The following is a 17,996-nucleotide window of genomic DNA, read 5'->3' on the forward strand; positions in this document are numbered from 1 at the left end:
AGCCAGCCTGCTGGCGATGCTTTTTAGTGCTTGAACATCACATGCCTGACAACGGTGTAATCCTCCAGCCCATACATCGACATGTCCTTGCCATACCCGGACAGCTTCTGCCCGCCGTGGGGCATTTCGCTGACCAGCATGAAGTGCGTATTCACCCAGGTGCAGCCGTACTGCAAGCGCGCCGACAGGCGATGCGCACGACCGACGTCGGCGGTCCACACCGATGACGCCAGGCCGTAGTCCGAGTCGTTGGCCCAGCCCAGCACCTGCGCCTCATCGGTGAATTTGGTCACCGACACCACCGGCCCGAACACTTCGCGGCGCACGATTTCGTCGTCCTGTTGTGCATCGGCCAACACCGTCGGTTCGAAGAAGAAGCCATTGCCGTCCACCGCTTTACCGCCGGTGATCAGGCGGATGTGCGGCTGCGCCACGGCGCGCTCGACGAAGCCGGCCACGCGGTCGCGGTGCTGCGCGGTGATCAGCGGGCCGAGCTCGGTCGCCGGATCGTCCTGCAAGCCGTACTTGATGCTGCTGACCGCCGCGCCCAGCTTCTCCACGAATTTGTCGTAGATGCCTTCCTGGGCATAGATGCGGCAGGCGGCGGTGCAGTCCTGGCCGGCGTTGTAGAAACCGAAGGTGCGGATGCCTTCCACGGCGGCGTCGATGTCGGCGTCATCGAAGATGATCACCGGGGCCTTGCCGCCCAGTTCCATGTGCATGCGCTTGACGCTGTCGGCGGTGCTGGAAATGATGTTCGAGCCGGTGGCGATCGAGCCGGTCAGCGACACCATGCGCACTTTCGGGTGGGTGACCAGCGGGCTGCCGACCGTGGGACCACGGCCAAACACCAGGTTGAGCACGCCAGCGGGGAAGATTTCCGACGCCAGTTGTGCCAGGCGCAGGGCGGTCAACGGCGTCTGTTCCGATGGCTTGAGCACCACCGTGTTGCCGGCGGCGAGGGCCGGGGCGATTTTCCAGGCGACCATCATCAGCGGGTAGTTCCACGGCGCGATGGAGGCGATCACCCCCACCGGGTCGCGGCGGATCATCGAGGTGTGGCCGGGCAGGTATTCGCCACCGGCCGAGCCGCTCATGCAGCGGCTGGCGCCGGCAAAAAAGCGGAACACGTCGGCGATCGCCGGAATCTCGTCGTTGAGCGCGGCGCTGTAGGGCTTGCCGCAGTTGTCCGACTCCAGCTTGGCCAGCTCTTCGCCGTGGGCCTCGATGGCGTCGGCGAGTTTGAGCAGCAGCAGCGAACGTTCCTTGGGCGGGGTCTGCGACCAGCTGTCGAACGCGGCATCGGCGGCGCGCACCGCGGCATCGACCTGGGCTTCGCTGGCTTCGTTGATTTCCACCAGCACGCGGCCCAGCGCCGGGTTGAACACCGGTTGGGCGGGGCCTTCGCCGTTGATGAGTTGGCCGTTGATCAAGAGTTGGGTTTGCATGTTCTTGTCCTCTTTGGAACTGTTGTTTTACCTCTGAAGGAACCGGCTCAAAATGTGGGAGCGGGCTTGCTCGCGAAGGGGCCATCACCTTCAACATTGATGTCGGCTGACACACCGCTTTCGCTGGCAAGCCAGCTCCTACAAGATTCGGTTTCTTCAGTGGCTGAGTTGTCTGTTATTTCCCGCCGCTACCCGCCACGCTCTCACCGCCCCGCGTCAGGTAATAGGCGCCGAGAATCGGCAGCATGGTCACCATCATCACCAGCATCGCCACGACGTTGGTCACCGGCACGTCCCGGGGGCGGCTGAGCTGGTTGAGTAGCCACAGCGGCAGGGTGCGTTCATGGCCGGCGGTGAAGGTGGTGACGATGATCTCGTCGAACGACAGCGCAAACGCCAACATGCCTCCGGCCAGCAGCGCCGAGCCCAGGTTCGGCAGGATGATGTAGCGGAAGGTCTGCCAGCCGTCGGCACCGAGGTCCATCGAGGCTTCGATCAGACTGTGGGAGGTGCGGCGCAAGCGGGCGATGACGTTGTTGTAGACGATCACCACGCAGAAGGTCGCGTGGCCGACGATGATGGTGAACATCCCCGGCTCGATGCCCAGCGTCTTGAACGTCGCCAGCAGCGCGATCCCGGTGATGATGCCTGGCAGGGCGATCGGCAGGATCAGCATCAGCGAGATGCCTTGCTTGCCGAAGAAGTCCCGGCGATACAGCGCCGCCGAAGCCAGCGTGCCGAGGACCATGGCGATCAGCGTGGCAATCGAAGCGATCTGCAACGACAGCTTGATCGCTTCCAGTACGTCGGGCCGCGAGAACGCCACGCCGATCCACTTCAGCGTGAAGCCCTTGGGCGGAAAGCTGAACGCCGCGTCTTCGGTGTTGAAGGCATACAGGAAGATGATCAGGATCGGGAAGTGCAGGAACACCAACCCGCCCCAGGCTGCAATGCGCAAACCCAGGGATGCTTTTTCAGAGTGCATCGAAGGCCCCCAGTCGTTTGACGATGGACAGGTAAATGGCGATCAGCACGATCGGCACCAGGGTGAAGGCGGCCGCCATCGGCATGTTGCCGATCGCGCCTTGCTGGGCGTAGACCATGCTGCCGACGAAATAGCCCGGCGGGCCGACCAGTTGCGGCACGATGAAGTCGCCCAGGGTCAGCGAGAAGGTGAAGATGGAACCTGCGGCAATGCCCGGGATCGACAGCGGAAGTGTCACTTGCATGAAGGTCTGGCGTGGCTTGGCGCCGAGGTCTGCCGACGCTTGCAGCAGCGATGGCGGCAGACGTTCCAGCGAGGCCTGGATCGGCAGGATCATGAACGGTAGCCAGATGTAGACGAACACCATGAAGCGTCCCAGGTGCGAGGTCGACAAGGTACTGCCGCCGACGCCGGGAATGCCCAGGATGAACTGCAAGACCGGCTCCAGCCCCAGGTGCTGGACGAACCACTGCGCTACGCCACCCTTGGCCAGCAACAGGGTCCAGGCATACGCCTTGACGATGTAACTGGCCCACATCGGCATCATCACCGCGATGTAGAAAAACGCCTTGGTCTTACCGGTGGTGTAGCGGGCCATGTAGTAGGCAATCGGGAACGCGACGATGGCGCTGGCGATCGAGACGACGACCGCCATGCTCAAGGTGCGCAGGATGATGTCGAAGTTCGATGGCTGGAACAGTGCGGCGAAGTTGGCCAGGGTCAGGTCGGGGGTGACCGCCATGGTGAAGTCGTCGAAGGTGTAGAAACCTTGCCACAACAGGGTCAGCAACGAGCCGAGGTAGATCGCGCCGAACCACAGCAGCGGCGGCACCAGCAGCATCGACAGGTACAGGTTCGGCCGGCGATACAACAGGTTGGAAAATCGGCGCAACGGCGAGCCACTGGCCGGGTTTTGCGGGAGAGCGACGCTGGTCATTTCACGCCCCACCCACGATGGTGTCGTGCAACGGGATCATCGCTTCGCGCGCCCAGCGTGCGCTGAGGCGTTGCCCGGTCTGATGTTGCGCGCTGGTATCGAGCCACTGATTGTTGGCCTGGCTGATGTTCAGGGTCTGGCCATTTTCCAGCTTCAGTTCATAACGTGTGGCGCTGCCCTGGTACTGGATGTCGTGCAGTAAACCGCTGACTTCGATTTCGTGCGCGGCCAGTGGGCCTTCGGCGAAACGCACGTGTTCCGGGCGAATCGAAAACGGTTGTGGATTGCCGCTCAACTGCTGCGCCAGATCGCCGCGAATCACGTTGGACGTGCCGACGAATTCGGCGACGAAGGTGGTCGCCGGTTTCATGTACAGGATACGCGGCGAATCGACCTGTTCGATGCGACCCTTGTTGAACACGGCGACGCGATCGGACATCGACAGCGCTTCGGTCTGGTCGTGGGTGACGAAGATAAAGGTGATGCCGAGCTGGCGTTGCAGCTTCTTCAGTTCACTCTGCATTTGCTCGCGCAGCTTCAGGTCGAGCGCGCCCAAGGGTTCGTCGAGCAGCAGCACACGCGGACGGTTGACCAGGGCGCGGGCAAGGGCTACGCGCTGGCGCTGGCCACCGGACAGTTGCACCGGTTTGCGCTCGCCGTAACCGCCGAGGGCGACCATGTCGAGGGCTTCTTCGGCGCGTTTGCGGCGTTCGGTTTTGCCGACGCCTTTGACTTTCAAGCCATAGGCGACGTTGTCGAGTACGTTCATGTGTGGGAACAGCGCGTAATCCTGGAACACGGTGTTCACGTCACGCTGGTACGGCGGCAGGCCGGCGGCCTCCTCGCCATGAATGCGGATCGAGCCCGCGCTCGGTTGTTCAAAACCGGCGATCAGGCGCAGGCAGGTGGTTTTGCCCGAGCCTGAGGGCCCGAGCATGGAGAAGAACTCGCCGTCCTGGATGTCGATGGAAACCCGGTCAACGGCTTTCACTTCGCCGAACTGACGGGAAACGTTGGTGAACTGGACTGCAAGCGTCATGGTGCGGTGCTCCGAAAAGGCGAGGGCCGTCGCAGCGGCCCTGCCTGGACTTCTGAAAAATCTGAATCGAATACGGTGTACTGGCTGTAGAGATCCCCTGTGGGAGCGGGCTTGCTCGCGAATGCAGTGTGTCAGGCAACATCAATGCTGGATGTGATGGCCTCTTCGCGAGCAAGCCCGCTCCCACAGGGGCGGTGTCATCTCACAAACTATCTGCCGCCCATGATCGCGATGTAGTCCTGGGTCCAGCGGCTGTACGGCACGAACTTGCCGCCTTCGGCCTGTGGGGTTTTCCAGAAGGCGATCTTGTCGAACTGGTCGAACCCATTGGTCTTGCAACCTTCGGCGCCGAGCAATTCGCTTTCCTTGCACGCGGCCGGTACCGCTGGCAACGAACCGAACCACGCCGCCACGTCACCCTGGACTTTCGGTTGCAGCGACCAGTCCATCCATTTGTAGGCACAGTTGGGGTGCTTGGCTTCGGCATGCAGCATGGTGGTATCGGCCCATCCGGTGGCGCCTTCCTTCGGGATGGTCGAGGCGATCGGCTGTTTCTCGTTGACCAGGCCGTTGACCTGATACGGCCAGGCCCCGGACGCCACCACGCCTTCGTTCTTGAAATCACTCATCTGTACGGTGGTGTCGTGCCAGTAGCGGTGGATCAACGGCTGCTGCGCGCGCAACAGATCGAGCACCGCCTTGTATTGCGCTTCGGTCAGTTCGTAGGGATTCTGGATGCCCAGTTCCGGCTTGGCGGTCTTGAGGTACAGCGCCGCGTCGGCGATGTAGATCGGGCCGTCATAGGCCTGAACGCGGCCCTTGTTCGGCTTGCCATCCGGCAGGTTTTCGGCATTGAACAACACGCCCCAGCTGTCGGGCGCGGTCTTGAAGACGTTGGTGTTGTACATCAATACGTTAGGACCCCACTGGTACGGGGTGCCATAGGTCTGGTTGTTGACCACGTACCACGGCGCATCTTTCAGGCGCGGGTCGAGGTTCTTCCAGTTCGGGATCAACGTCGTGTTGATCGGCTGCACTCGCTTGCCGACGATCAGGCGCAAGGAAGCGTCGCCGGACGCCGTCACCAGGTCATAACCGCCCTTGGCCATCAGGCTGACCATCTCATCGGAGGTCGCCGCGGTTTTAACGTTCACCTTGCAGCCGGTTTCCTTCTCGAAACCGGTCACCCAGTCGTAGGCCTTGTCGCTTTCGCCACGTTCGATGTAGCCGGGCCACGCCACGATATCGAGTTGCCCTTCGCCGGCACCGACAGCCTGCAACGGCTCGGCGGCCTGGGCACTGGCACTGGCCAGCAGCGCGGTGGTGATTGCACTGAGCAGTGCGGTCTTGTGCACGAACATGGAATTTCCCTCTTCTTCAAATTATGGTCGGGGCAGTGGTGAACGTGGTGAAGCATGCCGCTATCGGCTTGTTATTAGCGTAGTCAGAGATGCTGCCCGTGGCGGGCCATGATGTGCCGCACCACGCTGTAGTCCTGGAGCGAATCGCTGGACAGGTCCTTGCCGTAGCCCGATCGCTTGAGCCCGCCGTGGGGCATCTCGCTGACCAGCATGAAATGGCTGTTGATCCAGGTGCAGCCATACTGCAAGCGCGCCGCGACCTGCATCGCCTTGTCCAGGTTCTGGGTCCAGACCGAGGAGGCCAGGCCGTATTCCGAGTCGTTGGCCCAGTCCACGGCTTGTTCGAGTTGATCGAATCGGGTCACGGTGACCACCGGCCCGAACACTTCGCGCTGGACGATTTCATCGCCTTGCTTGCAACCGGCGAGCAACGTCGGCTGGTAATAGAAGCCGGCGCCGGAATGCACCGCCGCACCGGTCACCCGTTCGATATGAGGCTGGCCGAGGGCGCGTTCGACGAAACTGGCCACGCGGTCGCGCTGGCGGGTGCTGATCAGCGGGCCGATTTCGTTGTCGGCATCGCGTTTGCCGGCGAAACGCAGGCTGCTGACCGCCGCGCCGAGTTCGGCCACCAGGCGGTCGTGAATGCCGGCCTGGGCATACACCCGGCAAGCGGCGGTGCAATCCTGCCCGGCGTTGTAGTAGCCGTAGGTGCGCACGCCTTCGACCACCGCCTGGATGTCGGCATCGTTACAGACGATCACCGGCGCTTTGCCGCCCAGTTCGAGGTGCGTGCGCTTGAGGGTTTTTGCCGCGGCCTGGAGGATTTTCTGCCCGGTGACGATATCGCCGGTCAGCGACACCATGCGCACCTTGGGGTGGCTGACCAGATGACTGCCGACGCCTTCGCCGCCACCGCAGACAATGTTGATCACGCCGGGCGGCAGGATCTCGGCCAGCGCCGGGGCCAACGCCAGGATCGACAGGGGCGTGTGCTCCGATGGCTTGAACACCAGGGTGTTGCCGGCGGCCAGGGCCGGGGCGATTTTCCACGCGGCCATCATGATCGGGTAATTCCACGGCGCGATGGACGCAACCACTCCAATAGGATCACGACGCACCATGCTGGTGTACCCGGGCAGGTACTCGCCGCTGAGCTGGCCGGTCTGGCAGCGCACGGCGCCCGCGAAAAAGCGGAACACATCGACCGTGGCGCTCAGGTCGTCCTGGCGGGCCAGGTGCAACGGCTTGCCGCAGTTCAGGGATTCGAGGCGGGCGAGCAGGTCGGCGTTTTTTTCGATGGCGTTGGCGATATCGAGCAACAGGTTCGAGCGCTGCTGCGGCGTGGTTCGCGACCACCCGGCAAAGGCGCGGTGGGCGGCGAGGATGGCGGCTTCGACTTGTTCGGTGCTGGCTTCGGCGATGTGCGTCAGGACTTCGCCTGTGGCCGGGTTGAGAATCGGTTCGACACGGCCTTGCCCGGCGACCAATTCACCCTCGATCAACAATGCGGTGAACAACGGGGTCTGCGCGCCAGCCATTTTGCGGGTTCTCTTTTCTTGTGTGGCCATGTTGCTCCCTGTGACTGGGGCTGGCCGTCTTATATGGATGCATCAAGACTAGTGCGCAGACCCGAGGTCGACAAATTCTAAATACTGAAGGCGGCGTTCGATTAAATAGATGGCTTGCGCCCGCCGTGGGGTTGCTCGCGGGCGACGGTCAGGAACGGGTCCACCAGGGCCGGGCGCGCGGTCCCGCGGCGCCAGGCCAGGCCGACATCCAAGGTATGGCTGAGGTCGGCAATCGGCCGCGCTTCGATGATGTCGCCCTCCAGTGACCATGGCCGGTAAGTCATGTCGGGCTGGATCGACACGCCAAGGCCGGCAGCCACCAGGCTACGCACCGCTTCGGTCGAGGCGGTGCGCAGGGTGATGCGCGGTTGCAGGGAGGCGGCTGTCCACATGCGCTGGGCATTGCGGTCCATTTCATCGACGTTCAATTGAATCAGCGGTTCGCGGGCCACGTCGGCAAGGTTGATGCTGTCGTGTTCCAGCAGCGGGTGCTGGGCCGGCAGCCACAGCCGATGGGGCGAATGGGTCAGCACTTCGGTCTGCAGGGCGTGGCGGTCTTCGAGGTTGGAGAGGATCAACACGCCAACATCGATCTCGCCGCTGACCAGCAAGTGTTCGATGTAAGGGCGTTCGTCTTCCATCACGCGGATTTCGACGTTGGGGTAGGCGCGCTGGAAACGCGTGAGCAGGTCCGCCAGGTAGTAACCGGCCACCAGGCTGGTCACCCCGACGATCAATTGCCCGGCCACCTGGTCGGTGCTTTGTTGCAGGCTGCGCTTGGCGTTGTCCACGGTAGCCAGGATCAAATGCGCCTGGCGCAGGAACTGGTGCCCCTGATGGGTCAGGGTCATGCCCTTGGCGTGGCGATTGAACAGGCCGACGCCGATTTCCTGCTCCAGTTGCTGGATCGCCAGGGTCAGGGTGGACTGGGAAATGAACGCGGTTTGCGCGGCGGCGGAGATCGAGCCGGTCTCGGCCACGGCAATGAAATGACGGATTTGACGCAAGGTCATCATGAAGAGCGTACCCGGTGGGCAGTTTTATAGATTTTATCGAGTGTATATCGTTTTTTTAGAGGGTATCTGTAAGTCACCCGCGCAAAGCGTGAGCAACATCTGGAAGCAATCTAACAGGCCGTTTTCGGGCACTTTCGATCTAGGCTGGTGGCCTTAAGGTCTGGTTGTACCTTTTAGTGGAGGCGGAAAATGAACACCCGTGGATTGCTCGACCAGCTACTCAAATCCGGTCAGGACATGTTGCAGAACAAGACCGGTGGTGCCCGTAACACCTCGTCCAACGCAGGATTGGGCGGGTTACTCGGCGGCACCGGAGGCTCGGGCGGTCTCGGCAGCCTGCTCTCCGGTGCGGGCGGGGGGGCGTTGGCCGCCGGGGCCATGGGCCTGCTGCTGGGTAACAAGAAGGCGCGCAAGGTCGGGGGCAAGGTCGCGGTCTATGGCGGTCTCGCTGCATTGGGCGTGCTGGCCTACAAGGCCTACGGCAACTGGCAGGCCCAGCAGGGCACGGCGCCGAGGACCGAACCGCAAACCCTCGATCGATTGCCGCCGGCGCAAGTCGAGCAGCACAGCCAGGCGATTCTCAAGGCCCTGGTGGCTGCGGCCAAGGCCGACGGTCATGTCGATGCGCGCGAACGCGAGCTGATCGAAGGCGAGTTCAGCAAGCTCGACAACGACCAGGAGCTGCAACACTGGCTGCACGCCGAACTGAACAAACCGCTGGACCCCAGTGATGTCGCCCGCGCTGCCAGCACTCCGGAAATGGCTGCGGAAATGTACATCGCCAGCGTGATGCTGGTGGATGAGGAGAGCTTCATGGAGAAGTCCTACCTCGATGAACTGGCGCGCCAGCTCAAGCTGGAACCGGGATTGAAGGCCGAGCTGGAGAAACAGGTTCGCCAGGCTTCCCTGTAGGCGTCTGCCTTGAAAGATCGCAGCCTGCGGCGGCGCCCACAGGCGCGTAGGAGCTGCCGAAGGCTGCGATCTTTTGACTTTGATCCTGTCAATCACGCTTTTTTGCCCACGGGATAAGAACTGGCGCAACCGTCTTATAAATGAAACAGTGCCCTCGGCTATACTCCCCGCATTTCGAAATGCCCCCGAGGATTGACTGTGAAGAACTGGACGTTGCGCCAACGCATTTTGGCGAGCTTTGCGGTAATTATCGCCATCATGTTGCTGATGGTGGTCGTCTCGTATTCGCGCCTGTTGAAGATCGAGAGCAGCGAAGCCAGCGTTCGTGAGGATGCGCTGCCGGGGTTGTATTACAGCTCGATGGTGCGCGGCGCCTGGTCCGACAGTTATCTGCGGATGCTGGAGATGCTCGGCCTGGAACAGGGGCAGGGCTTCACCACCAAGGATGCGTCAGACTTCAAGGACTTCTCCGCGCGTCTGCTGGACCAGATGGAGCTTTATCGCCAGACGGTCACCACGGACGAGGACAAGGTCGAGTACGCCGCCTTTGAAAAACTCCACGCGGATTACCACCGGATCCTGATTGCCGTTACCGAGTTGCATAAACGCAATCAGGACGCCGAAGCCATCAGGATGTTCAACGAAGAGCTAACCCCGACCTGGACGGCCGGGCGCATGAAGCTCAGCGAAATTCTGCGTCACAACAAAGCCGTGGCAGACCAGGCTGTTGCAGCCATCGACGATGCGGTGATCACCGCGAAAGTCATCATGGGTATTTCCCTGGTGTTCGCCGTGCTGGCCGCCGGCCTCTGCGGCCTGCTGTTGATGCGCGCGATCATGGCGCCGATGAATCGCATCGTGCAAATCCTCGAAATCATGCGCACGGGCGATCTGAGCACGCGCCTGAATCTTGAGCGCAAGGACGAATTTGGTGCCGTGGAAACCGGCTTCAACGACATGATGGCCGAGCTGACCTCCCTGGTGTCCCAGGCCCAGCGCTCGTCGGTGCAGGTGACCACCTCGGTCACCGAGATCGCCGCGACCTCCAAGCAACAACAGGCCACCGCCACCGAAACGGCCGCGACCACCACTGAAATCGGCGCGACTTCCCGTGAAATCGCCGCCACCTCCCGTGACCTGGTGCGCACCATGACCGAAGTGTCCACCGCCGCCGACCAGGCCTCGGTGGCCGCCGGCTCCGGGCAACAGGGCCTGGCACGCATGGAAGAAACCATGCATTCGGTGATGGGCGCGGCCGACCTGGTCAACGCCAAGCTGGCAATCCTCAACGAGAAGGCCGGCAACATCAACCAGGTGGTAGTCACCATCGTCAAGGTCGCCGACCAGACTAACCTGTTGTCGCTCAACGCGGCGATCGAAGCCGAGAAGGCCGGCGAATACGGTCGCGGTTTTGCCGTGGTCGCCACCGAAGTCCGGCGCCTGGCTGACCAGACCGCCGTCGCCACCTACGACATCGAACAGATGGTGCGCGAGATTCAATCGGCGGTGTCGGCCGGTGTGATGGGCATGGACAAGTTTTCCGAGGAAGTGCGCCGTGGCATGTTCGAGGTGCAGCAGGTCGGCGAACAGCTGTCGCAGATTATCCATCAGGTCCAGGCGCTGGCGCCGCGGGTATTGATGGTCAACGAAGGCATGCAGGCCCAGGCCACCGGCGCCGAGCAGATCAACCACGCGCTGGTGCAATTGGGCGATGCCAGCAGCCAGACCGTCGAATCCCTGCGCCAGGCCAGTTTCGCTATCGACGAGCTGAGCCAGGTGGCCGTCGGGCTGCGTAGCGGCGTCTCGCGATTCAAAGTCTGATGAGCGAACTCACGGTCAAGCGCGTCGTCGTGAAACAGGCGGCGCATGCGTTGTTTCTGGTGTTTCGCATCGGCCACGAGCGTTATGCCTTGCAGGCGATCGAGGTGGCGGAAGTGCTGCCGCGCCTGCCATTGAAGCCGATTGCCCAGGCGCCGCACTGGGTGGCCGGGGTATTGGCCTATCGCGGCGCGGTGGTGCCGGTCATCGACCTCAGCGCCCTGGCTTTTGGCACGCCCGCGCAGGCGCGCACCAGCACGCGGTTAGTGCTGGTGCATTACCGCCCGGAGGCAACCGCCGAGGCGCAATTGCTCGGGCTGATCCTGGAACGGGCCACCGATACCTTGCGTTGCGACCCGGCGGATTTTCAGCCCTATGGCCTGGACAATCCCCAGGCGCGGTATCTGGGGCCCGTGCGTGAGGATGCCCAGGGATTGTTGCAATGGGTGCGGGTGGCCGAGTTGCTGGACGATCAGGTGCGTGCGCTGTTGTACCCGACGCCACCCCTGGACCTGACCGGGCTGGAGGCGCAGCGATGAGCAGCGACCAGCGCTTTTTCGATTTCCTCAAGGAACGCATCGGCCTCGACGTGACGTCAGTCGGCCCGGCGATCATCGAGCGTGCGGTGCGTCAACGCAGTGCTGCGTCCCAGGCGCAAACGGCCGACGAATACTGGCACACCTTGCAGCGCTCAAGCGACGAGCAGCAGGCGCTGATCGAAGCGGTGATCGTCCCCGAGACCTGGTTTTTCCGTTACCCGGAATCCTTCGCCACCCTGGCGAAACTGGCGAGCAGACGCCTGGCCGATCTCAACAACATGCGCGCCCTGCGGATTCTCAGCCTGCCGTGTTCCACCGGTGAAGAGCCTTATTCGATCGCCATGGCACTGCTGGATGCCGGGCTCAAGCCGCATCAGTTCAAGGTCGACGGCATGGACGTCAGCCCGCTGTCGGTGGACAAGGCGCGACGTGCGTTGTACGGCAAGAATTCCTTTCGCGGACAGGACATAACCTTTCGCGACCGCTATTTCAGCGCCGAGAACGACGGCTATCGACTCAGCGCGCGGGTTTTGGATCAGGTGCACCTGCAGGTGGGCAATCTGCTCGATCCGGCCTTGCTCGCCACCGAGCCGCCCTACGACTTCGTGTTCTGCCGCAATCTGCTGATCTACTTCGACCTGCCGACGCAAAACCAGGTTTTCGAGGTGCTCAAGCGCTTGACCCATGTCGACGGCGTGCTGTTTATCGGCCCGGCCGAAGGCAGCCTGCTGGGGCGCCTGGGCATGCGCTCGATTGGCATCGCGCAGTCCTTTGCCTTCAGTCGTCATAGCGCTCCAGAGCCCGAACCTCTGCCGGCATTCGTCCCCACGCCGTTGCCGATGCCGCAACCTGTGCGCCGGATTGCGCCGGTACCGACTCAACGGCGCCCGTTCGCCAGCGTTGCGCAGGCATCGCACCCGCTTAAACCGAACAACTTCGAGGCCGCCGCATTGCTGGCCAACGTCGCCGCGCTGGCCAACGAAGGCAAGAGCGCCGAAGCCCGCGCCGCCTGCGATCAATATCTACGCCACCACGAGCCGGTGGCCCAGGTGTTCTATTGGCTGGGACTGCTCAGCGATGTCGCCGGCAGTGTCCTCGAAGCCCAGGGTTTTTATCGCAAGGCGTTGTACCTCGAACCGCAACATGCCGACGCGTTGATGCACCTTGCCGCCTTGCTGCAATCCCAGGGCGATACCGAAGGAGCCAGACGATTGCAGGACCGCGCCGCCCGCAGCGAGCGCGCCGCTGACAGTGAGCGTAAACGATGATCGCCTCCGACTCCTTGAGCGTCACCCATGAAGATGCCCAGGCCATCGATGATTGCTGGAACCGTATCGGCATCCATGGCGACAAGTCCTGCCCGCTGCTGATCGAACACATCCATTGCCGCAACTGCGCGGTGTATTCGGCGGCTGCAACGCGTCTGCTGGACCGTTACGCGTTGCAGCAAGAGGACCGCGGCTCAGTGTCCGTTGAGGTCGAGAGCGAGGTGCAAACCCGTTCGCTGCTGATGTTTCGCCTCGGCGAAGAATGGCTGGGGCTCGCCACCCGCAGCCTGGTGGAAGTGGCGCCGTTGCAAACCATTCACTCCTTGCCGCATCAGCGCTCCCGGGCCTTGCTCGGGGTGGCGAATGTGCGGGGCGCGCTGGTGGCGTGCCTCTCGTTGGTCGAGTTGCTGGGGCTCGATAGCGTCGGCAGCGTGGCCACTGGTGCGCGGGTCATGCCGCGGATGCTGATCATTGCCGCCCACGGCGGTCCGGTGGTGGTGCCGGTAGACGAAGTGGACGGGATTCATGCCATCGACGAACGCATCCTCGACGCGGCGTCCCGCTCTGGCGCGCAGGCCAGTGCCAAGTACACCCGTGGCGTGCTGCAATTCAAAGGTCGCAGCCTGCGTTGGCTGGATGAACAGCAGTTGTTGTCCGCCGTGACCCGGAGCCTCACATGACCCCCGAGCAAATGCGCGACTCCTCTTTGTTGGAGCTGTTCAGTCTGGAAGCCGAGGCCCAGACCCAGGTGCTCAGCGCAGGTCTGTTGGCGCTGGAGCGTGATCCGACCCAGGCCGATCATCTCGAATCGTGCATGCGTGCGGCGCATTCGCTCAAAGGCGCGGCGCGAATCGTCGGCGTCGATGCCGGCGTCAGCGTCGCGCATGTCATGGAAGATTGCCTGGTCAGTGCCCAGGAAGGGCGCCTGTACCTGCGGCCGGAGCACATCGACGCGCTGCTGCAAGGCACCGATTTGCTGATGCGCATCGCGACGCCGAACAGTGTGTCGGGGCCTGCGGAAATCGACGCCTATGTCGCGTTGATGGGGCGTTTGCTCGATCCGATGGCTGCCGAGGTAGCGAACCTGGTACCCGCCGCGCCGCTGATGGCAGAGCTGCAATTCGAAGCGCCCGCACCGGTGTTGGAAGAGCCGGAGCCGCTGCCCGTCTCGCCGAAACAGCCCCGGCGCACTACCGAAAACGGCGAGCGCGTGCTGCGGGTCACGGCCGAGCGCCTGAACAGCCTGCTTGATCTGTCGAGCAAATCCCTGGTGGAGACCCTGCGGCTCAAACCGCACCTGGCCACCATGCAGCGGCTCAAGCGCATGCAGAGCAACAGCCTGCGGGCCCTGGAAAACCTCAACGTCCATCTCAAGGACCAGGCCCTGAGCCTGGAAGCCCGGGAAACCCTCGAAGATGCCCGCCGGCTCCTGGCTGAGTCCCAGCAATTATTGGTAGAAAAAAACGCCGAGCTGGATGAGTTCGCCTGGCAGGCCAGCCAGCGTGCGCAGGTGTTGTACGACACTGCCCTGGCCTGTCGCATGCGGCCGTTCGCCGATGTCCTGACCGGCCAGGTACGCATGGTTCGCGACCTCGGTCGTAGCCTCGGCAAGCAGGTGCGGCTGGAAATCGAGGGCGAGAAAACCCAGGTCGACCGTGATGTACTGGAGAAACTCGAAGCACCCCTGACGCACCTGCTGCGCAACGCCGTGGATCACGGAATCGAAACCCCGGAACAACGCCTGTTGGCCGGCAAGCCGCAGGAAGGCCTGATCCGTCTGCGCGCCTCCCATCAAGCCGGCTTGCTGGTGCTGGAGCTGAGCGATGATGGCCATGGCGTCGATCTGGAAAAAGTGCGGCGCAGCATCGTCGAACGCCAGTTGTCCCCGGCCGATACCGCCGCGCAACTGAGTGAAGAGGAGCTGCTGACGTTCCTGTTCCTGCCTGGCTTCAGCCTGCGCGACAGGGTCACCGAAGTCTCCGGGCGGGGTGTCGGCCTGGATGCGGTGCAGCACATGGTCCGCCAGTTACGCGGCGCGGTGGTGCTGGAGCAGACGGCGGGCCAGGGCAGCCGCTTCCATCTCGAAGTGCCACTGACCTTGTCGGTGGTGCGCAGCCTGGTGGTGGAAGTGGGCGACGAGGCCTATGCCTTCCCGCTGGCTCACATCGAACGCATGTGCGATCTGGAACCGGCGGATATCGTCCAGGTCGAGGGGCGCCAGCATTTCTGGCACGAAGGCCGGCATGTCGGACTGGTGGCGGCCAGCCAGTTACTGCAGCGCCCGGCGAACCAGCTGGCTCAGCAAACCCTGAAAGTCGTGGTGATCCGTGAGCGCGATACGATTTATGGCGTTGCGGTCGAGCGCTTTATCGGTGAGCGGACCCTGGTGGTGCTGCCCCTGGACGAGCGTCTGGGCAAGATCCAGGATATCTCCGCCGGGGCCTTGCTCGACGACGGTTCGGTGGTGTTGATCGTCGATGTCGAGGACATGCTGCGCTCGGTGGACAAACTGCTCAACACCGGGCGCCTGGAGCGCATCGCGCGTCACAGCAGCCAGGCCGTCGAAGCGGCCCGCAAGCGGATCCTGGTGGTCGACGACTCCCTGACCGTGCGTGAGCTGCAGCGCAAGTTGTTGCTCAATCGAGGTTATGACGTGGCCGTGGCGGTGGATGGCATGGATGGCTGGAACGCCTTGCGCTCGGAGGATTTCGACCTGCTGATCACCGACATCGATATGCCGCGCATGGACGGCATCGAGCTGGTGTCGTTGTTGCGCCGGGACAATCGCCTGCAATCGCTGCCGGTGATGGTGGTGTCCTACAAGGATCGTGAAGAAGACCGTCGTCGTGGACTGGACGCCGGGGCCGACTATTATCTAGCCAAAGCCAGCTTTCACGACGATGCCCTGCTCGATGCAGTGGTTGAGCTCATTGGAGGAGCACGGGCATGAGGATCGCAATAGTCAACGACATGCCCATGGCCGTGGAGGCCTTGCGCCGGGCATTGGCCTTCGAGCCGGCACACCAGGTGATCTGGGTGGCGGGCGATGGCCGGGAGGCGGTGCGAAAGTGTGCCGAACAGACGCCGGACCTGATCCTGATGGACCTGATCATGCCGGTGATGGACGGCGTGGAAGCCACCCGGCGCATCATGGCTGAAACGCCCTGCGCGATCGTCATCGTCACCGTCGATCGCCAGCAGAATGTGCATCGGGTATTCGAGGCCATGGGCCATGGCGCCCTGGACGTGGTCGACACACCCGCCCTCGGCGCAGGCAATCCCCAGGAAGCGGCGGCCCCGCTGTTGCGCAAGATCATGAACATCGGCTGGCTGATCGGCGACAAGGGCAATCGGGAGCGACCGGCACCGAGTCCCGCGCGCAGTAGCGGCCCGCGCCAGAGCCTGATCGCCATCGGTTCATCCGCTGGCGGGCCGGCGGCCCTGGAAATCCTGCTCAAGGGCCTGCCCCGGTATTTTTCCCCGGCCATCGTGCTGGTGCAACACGTCGACCAGGTCTTCGCCGCCGGCATGGCTGAATGGCTCGGCAGTGCCAGCGGCCTGAGAGTGCGCCTGGCCCAGGAGGGCGAACCGCCGCAAAGCGGCACCGTGCTGCTGGCGGGCACCAATCACCATATTCGTTTGTTGAAGAACGGCACCCTGGCCTACACGGCCGAACCGGTCAACGAGATCTACCGGCCCTCCATCGACGTGTTTTTCGAGAGCGTGGCCAGTTACTGGAACGGTGATGCGGTTGGCGTTTTGTTGACCGGCATGGGGCGTGATGGGGCGCAAGGGCTTAAACTCATGCGCCAGCAAGGTTACCTGACCATCGCGCAGGACCAGCAGAGCAGCGCGGTGTACGGCATGCCCAAGGCGGCTGCGGCCATCGATGCCGCTGTGGAAATACGCCCGCTGGAAAAGATAGCGCCTCGTTTGCTGGAGCTTTTTCCCAAATGACCCTCTCAACAGCAATCCTGGCCCAAGTAGTTTCAGGTGAACGCACATGAATGAATTACAGCTCGACGACTTCAAGACTGACGAAAATGCCGCCATGGTGCTGTTGGTGGACGATCAGGCCATGATCGGCGAGGCAGTTCGACGTGGGTTGTCGAACGAAGACAATATCGACTTCCACTTCTGCGCCGACCCGCACCAGGCCATTGCCCATGCCGTGCGCATCAAGCCGACGGTGATCCTGCAGGACCTGGTCATGCCCGGCCTCGACGGCCTGAGCCTGGTGCGCGAATACCGCAAACACCCGGCGACCAAGGACATTCCGATCATCGTCCTGTCAACCAAGGAAGACCCGCTGATCAAGAGCGCGGCGTTCGCGGCCGGGGCCAACGATTATCTGGTCAAGCTGCCGGACAACATCGAACTGGTCGCGCGCATTCGCTATCACTCGCGCTCCTACATGACGCTGCTGCAGCGTGATGCGGCGTACCGCGCCTTGCGGGTCAGCCAGCAGCAGCTGCTCGACACCAACCTGGTGCTGCAACGCCTGATGAACTCCGATGGCCTGACCGGGTTGTCGAACCGTCGGCATTTCGATGAATACCTGGAGCTGGAATGGCGCCGTTCGCTGCGCGAGCAGAGCCAATTGTCGCTGCTGATGATCGATGTGGACTACTTCAAGACCTACAACGACACCTTCGGCCACCTGGAAGGCGACGAAGCCCTGCGCCAGGTCGCCGCGGCCATTCGTGACGCCTGCGCCCGGCCTTCCGACCTGCCGGCCCGCTACGGCGGCGAAGAGTTCGCCCTGGTGCTGCCCAACACCTCCCTCGGCGGCGCGCGCCTGGTGGCGGAAAAACTACGGATGACCGTGGCGGCGCTGAAGATCCCGCATATAGCCCCGACCGAAGGCTCGAGCCTGACCATCAGCATCGGCCTCTCGACCATCACCCCGACGGCAGGCAGCAATTGCCGGGAATTGATCTCGGCGGCGGACAAGGGGTTGTATCTGGCGAAGCACAATGGGCGGAATCAGGTGGGGATTGAGTGATCTGCAATTTCTACCAAACGACATAGAACCTGTGGGAGCCGGGCTTGCCCGCGATGACGGTATGTCAGTCGACGAAAGTATTGGCTGTCAGGCCTTC

The 17,996-nt window shown here is 62.8% G+C and carries 15 protein-coding genes; 8 read left to right on the forward strand and 7 right to left on the reverse strand.

Going from position 1 to position 17,996, the window contains the following annotated elements:
* Positions 1-23: 23 nt before the first annotated feature.
* The 7 genes from DKB71_RS06000 to DKB71_RS06030 all read right to left on the reverse strand — a co-directional run bounded on the left by DKB71_RS06000 (position 24) and on the right by DKB71_RS06030 (position 8,357).
* Positions 24-1,448 carry a gamma-aminobutyraldehyde dehydrogenase gene (locus DKB71_RS06000; RefSeq protein WP_408599867.1) on the reverse strand — a complete coding sequence of 475 codons (1,425 nt, stop codon included), beginning with the start codon at positions 1,446-1,448 and terminating at the stop codon, positions 24-26.
* Positions 1,449-1,623: 175 nt separating this feature from the next.
* Complete coding sequence (locus DKB71_RS06005; protein WP_046816458.1) at positions 1,624-2,433, reverse strand: ABC transporter permease; 810 nt, start codon at positions 2,431-2,433, stop codon at positions 1,624-1,626.
* Positions 2,423-3,370 carry an ABC transporter permease gene (locus tag DKB71_RS06010; protein WP_408599869.1) on the reverse strand — a complete coding sequence of 316 codons (948 nt, stop codon included), beginning with the start codon at positions 3,368-3,370 and terminating at the stop codon, positions 2,423-2,425. The genes DKB71_RS06005 and DKB71_RS06010 overlap by 11 nt, the downstream gene beginning before the upstream one ends.
* Position 3,371: 1 nt before the next feature.
* The gene (locus DKB71_RS06015; RefSeq protein WP_408599870.1) at positions 3,372-4,409 is read right to left on the reverse strand and encodes an ABC transporter ATP-binding protein; all 1,038 of its coding nucleotides are present in this window, start codon (positions 4,407-4,409) and stop codon (positions 3,372-3,374) included.
* 209 nt (positions 4,410-4,618) lie between these two features.
* Entirely contained in the window at positions 4,619-5,770 is a 1,152-nt protein-coding gene (gene ydcS, locus DKB71_RS06020; RefSeq protein ID WP_408599871.1) for a putative ABC transporter substrate-binding protein YdcS, read from the reverse strand.
* Positions 5,771-5,853: 83 nt separating this feature from the next.
* On the reverse strand, positions 5,854-7,311 hold the full coding sequence (locus DKB71_RS06025) for a gamma-aminobutyraldehyde dehydrogenase (RefSeq protein ID WP_323629008.1): 1,458 nt from the start codon (positions 7,309-7,311) through the stop codon (positions 5,854-5,856).
* A gap of 131 nt (positions 7,312-7,442) precedes the next feature.
* Complete coding sequence (locus DKB71_RS06030; RefSeq protein WP_323608722.1) at positions 7,443-8,357, reverse strand: LysR family transcriptional regulator; 915 nt, start codon at positions 8,355-8,357, stop codon at positions 7,443-7,445.
* 189 nt (positions 8,358-8,546) lie between these two features.
* On the opposite strand from DKB71_RS06030, the gene DKB71_RS06035 reads away from it, so the two are divergent.
* The 8 genes from DKB71_RS06035 (at position 8,547) to DKB71_RS06070 (ending at position 17,899) form a co-directional block, all read left to right on the forward strand.
* Positions 8,547-9,269, forward strand: coding sequence for a tellurite resistance TerB family protein (locus DKB71_RS06035; RefSeq protein ID WP_408599873.1), 723 nt, complete (start codon positions 8,547-8,549; stop codon positions 9,267-9,269).
* A 198-nt stretch (positions 9,270-9,467) separates the two neighbouring features.
* The gene (locus tag DKB71_RS06040; protein ID WP_274077206.1) at positions 9,468-11,090 is read left to right on the forward strand and encodes a methyl-accepting chemotaxis protein; all 1,623 of its coding nucleotides are present in this window, start codon (positions 9,468-9,470) and stop codon (positions 11,088-11,090) included.
* Positions 11,090-11,626, forward strand: a complete 537-nt coding sequence (locus tag DKB71_RS06045; RefSeq protein WP_408599874.1) for a chemotaxis protein CheW — start codon at positions 11,090-11,092, stop codon at positions 11,624-11,626. Before DKB71_RS06040 ends, DKB71_RS06045 begins: the two co-directional genes overlap by 1 nt.
* Positions 11,623-12,894: a CheR family methyltransferase gene (locus DKB71_RS06050; protein ID WP_408599875.1), complete on the forward strand. Its 1,272-nt coding sequence runs from the start codon at positions 11,623-11,625 to the stop codon at positions 12,892-12,894. The genes DKB71_RS06045 and DKB71_RS06050 overlap by 4 nt, the downstream gene beginning before the upstream one ends.
* Positions 12,891-13,574 carry a chemotaxis protein CheW gene (locus DKB71_RS06055; protein WP_274077203.1) on the forward strand — a complete coding sequence of 228 codons (684 nt, stop codon included), beginning with the start codon at positions 12,891-12,893 and terminating at the stop codon, positions 13,572-13,574. Before DKB71_RS06050 ends, DKB71_RS06055 begins: the two co-directional genes overlap by 4 nt.
* Positions 13,571-15,844 (forward strand): hybrid sensor histidine kinase/response regulator, encoded by a 2,274-nt coding sequence (locus DKB71_RS06060; protein ID WP_408599876.1) that lies wholly within the window; start codon positions 13,571-13,573, stop codon positions 15,842-15,844. Before DKB71_RS06055 ends, DKB71_RS06060 begins: the two co-directional genes overlap by 4 nt.
* Positions 15,841-16,851, forward strand: a complete 1,011-nt coding sequence (locus DKB71_RS06065; protein ID WP_408599877.1) for a chemotaxis response regulator protein-glutamate methylesterase — start codon at positions 15,841-15,843, stop codon at positions 16,849-16,851. The genes DKB71_RS06060 and DKB71_RS06065 overlap by 4 nt, the downstream gene beginning before the upstream one ends.
* A gap of 46 nt (positions 16,852-16,897) precedes the next feature.
* The gene (locus tag DKB71_RS06070) at positions 16,898-17,899 is read left to right on the forward strand and encodes a PleD family two-component system response regulator (protein ID WP_323608729.1); all 1,002 of its coding nucleotides are present in this window, start codon (positions 16,898-16,900) and stop codon (positions 17,897-17,899) included.
* Positions 17,900-17,996: the final 97 nt, after the last annotated feature.

Origin of the sequence: Pseudomonas sp. PLMAX (genome assembly GCF_046042685.1) — a bacterium.
Lineage (GTDB): Bacteria > Pseudomonadota > Gammaproteobacteria > Pseudomonadales > Pseudomonadaceae > Aquipseudomonas > Aquipseudomonas putida_AE.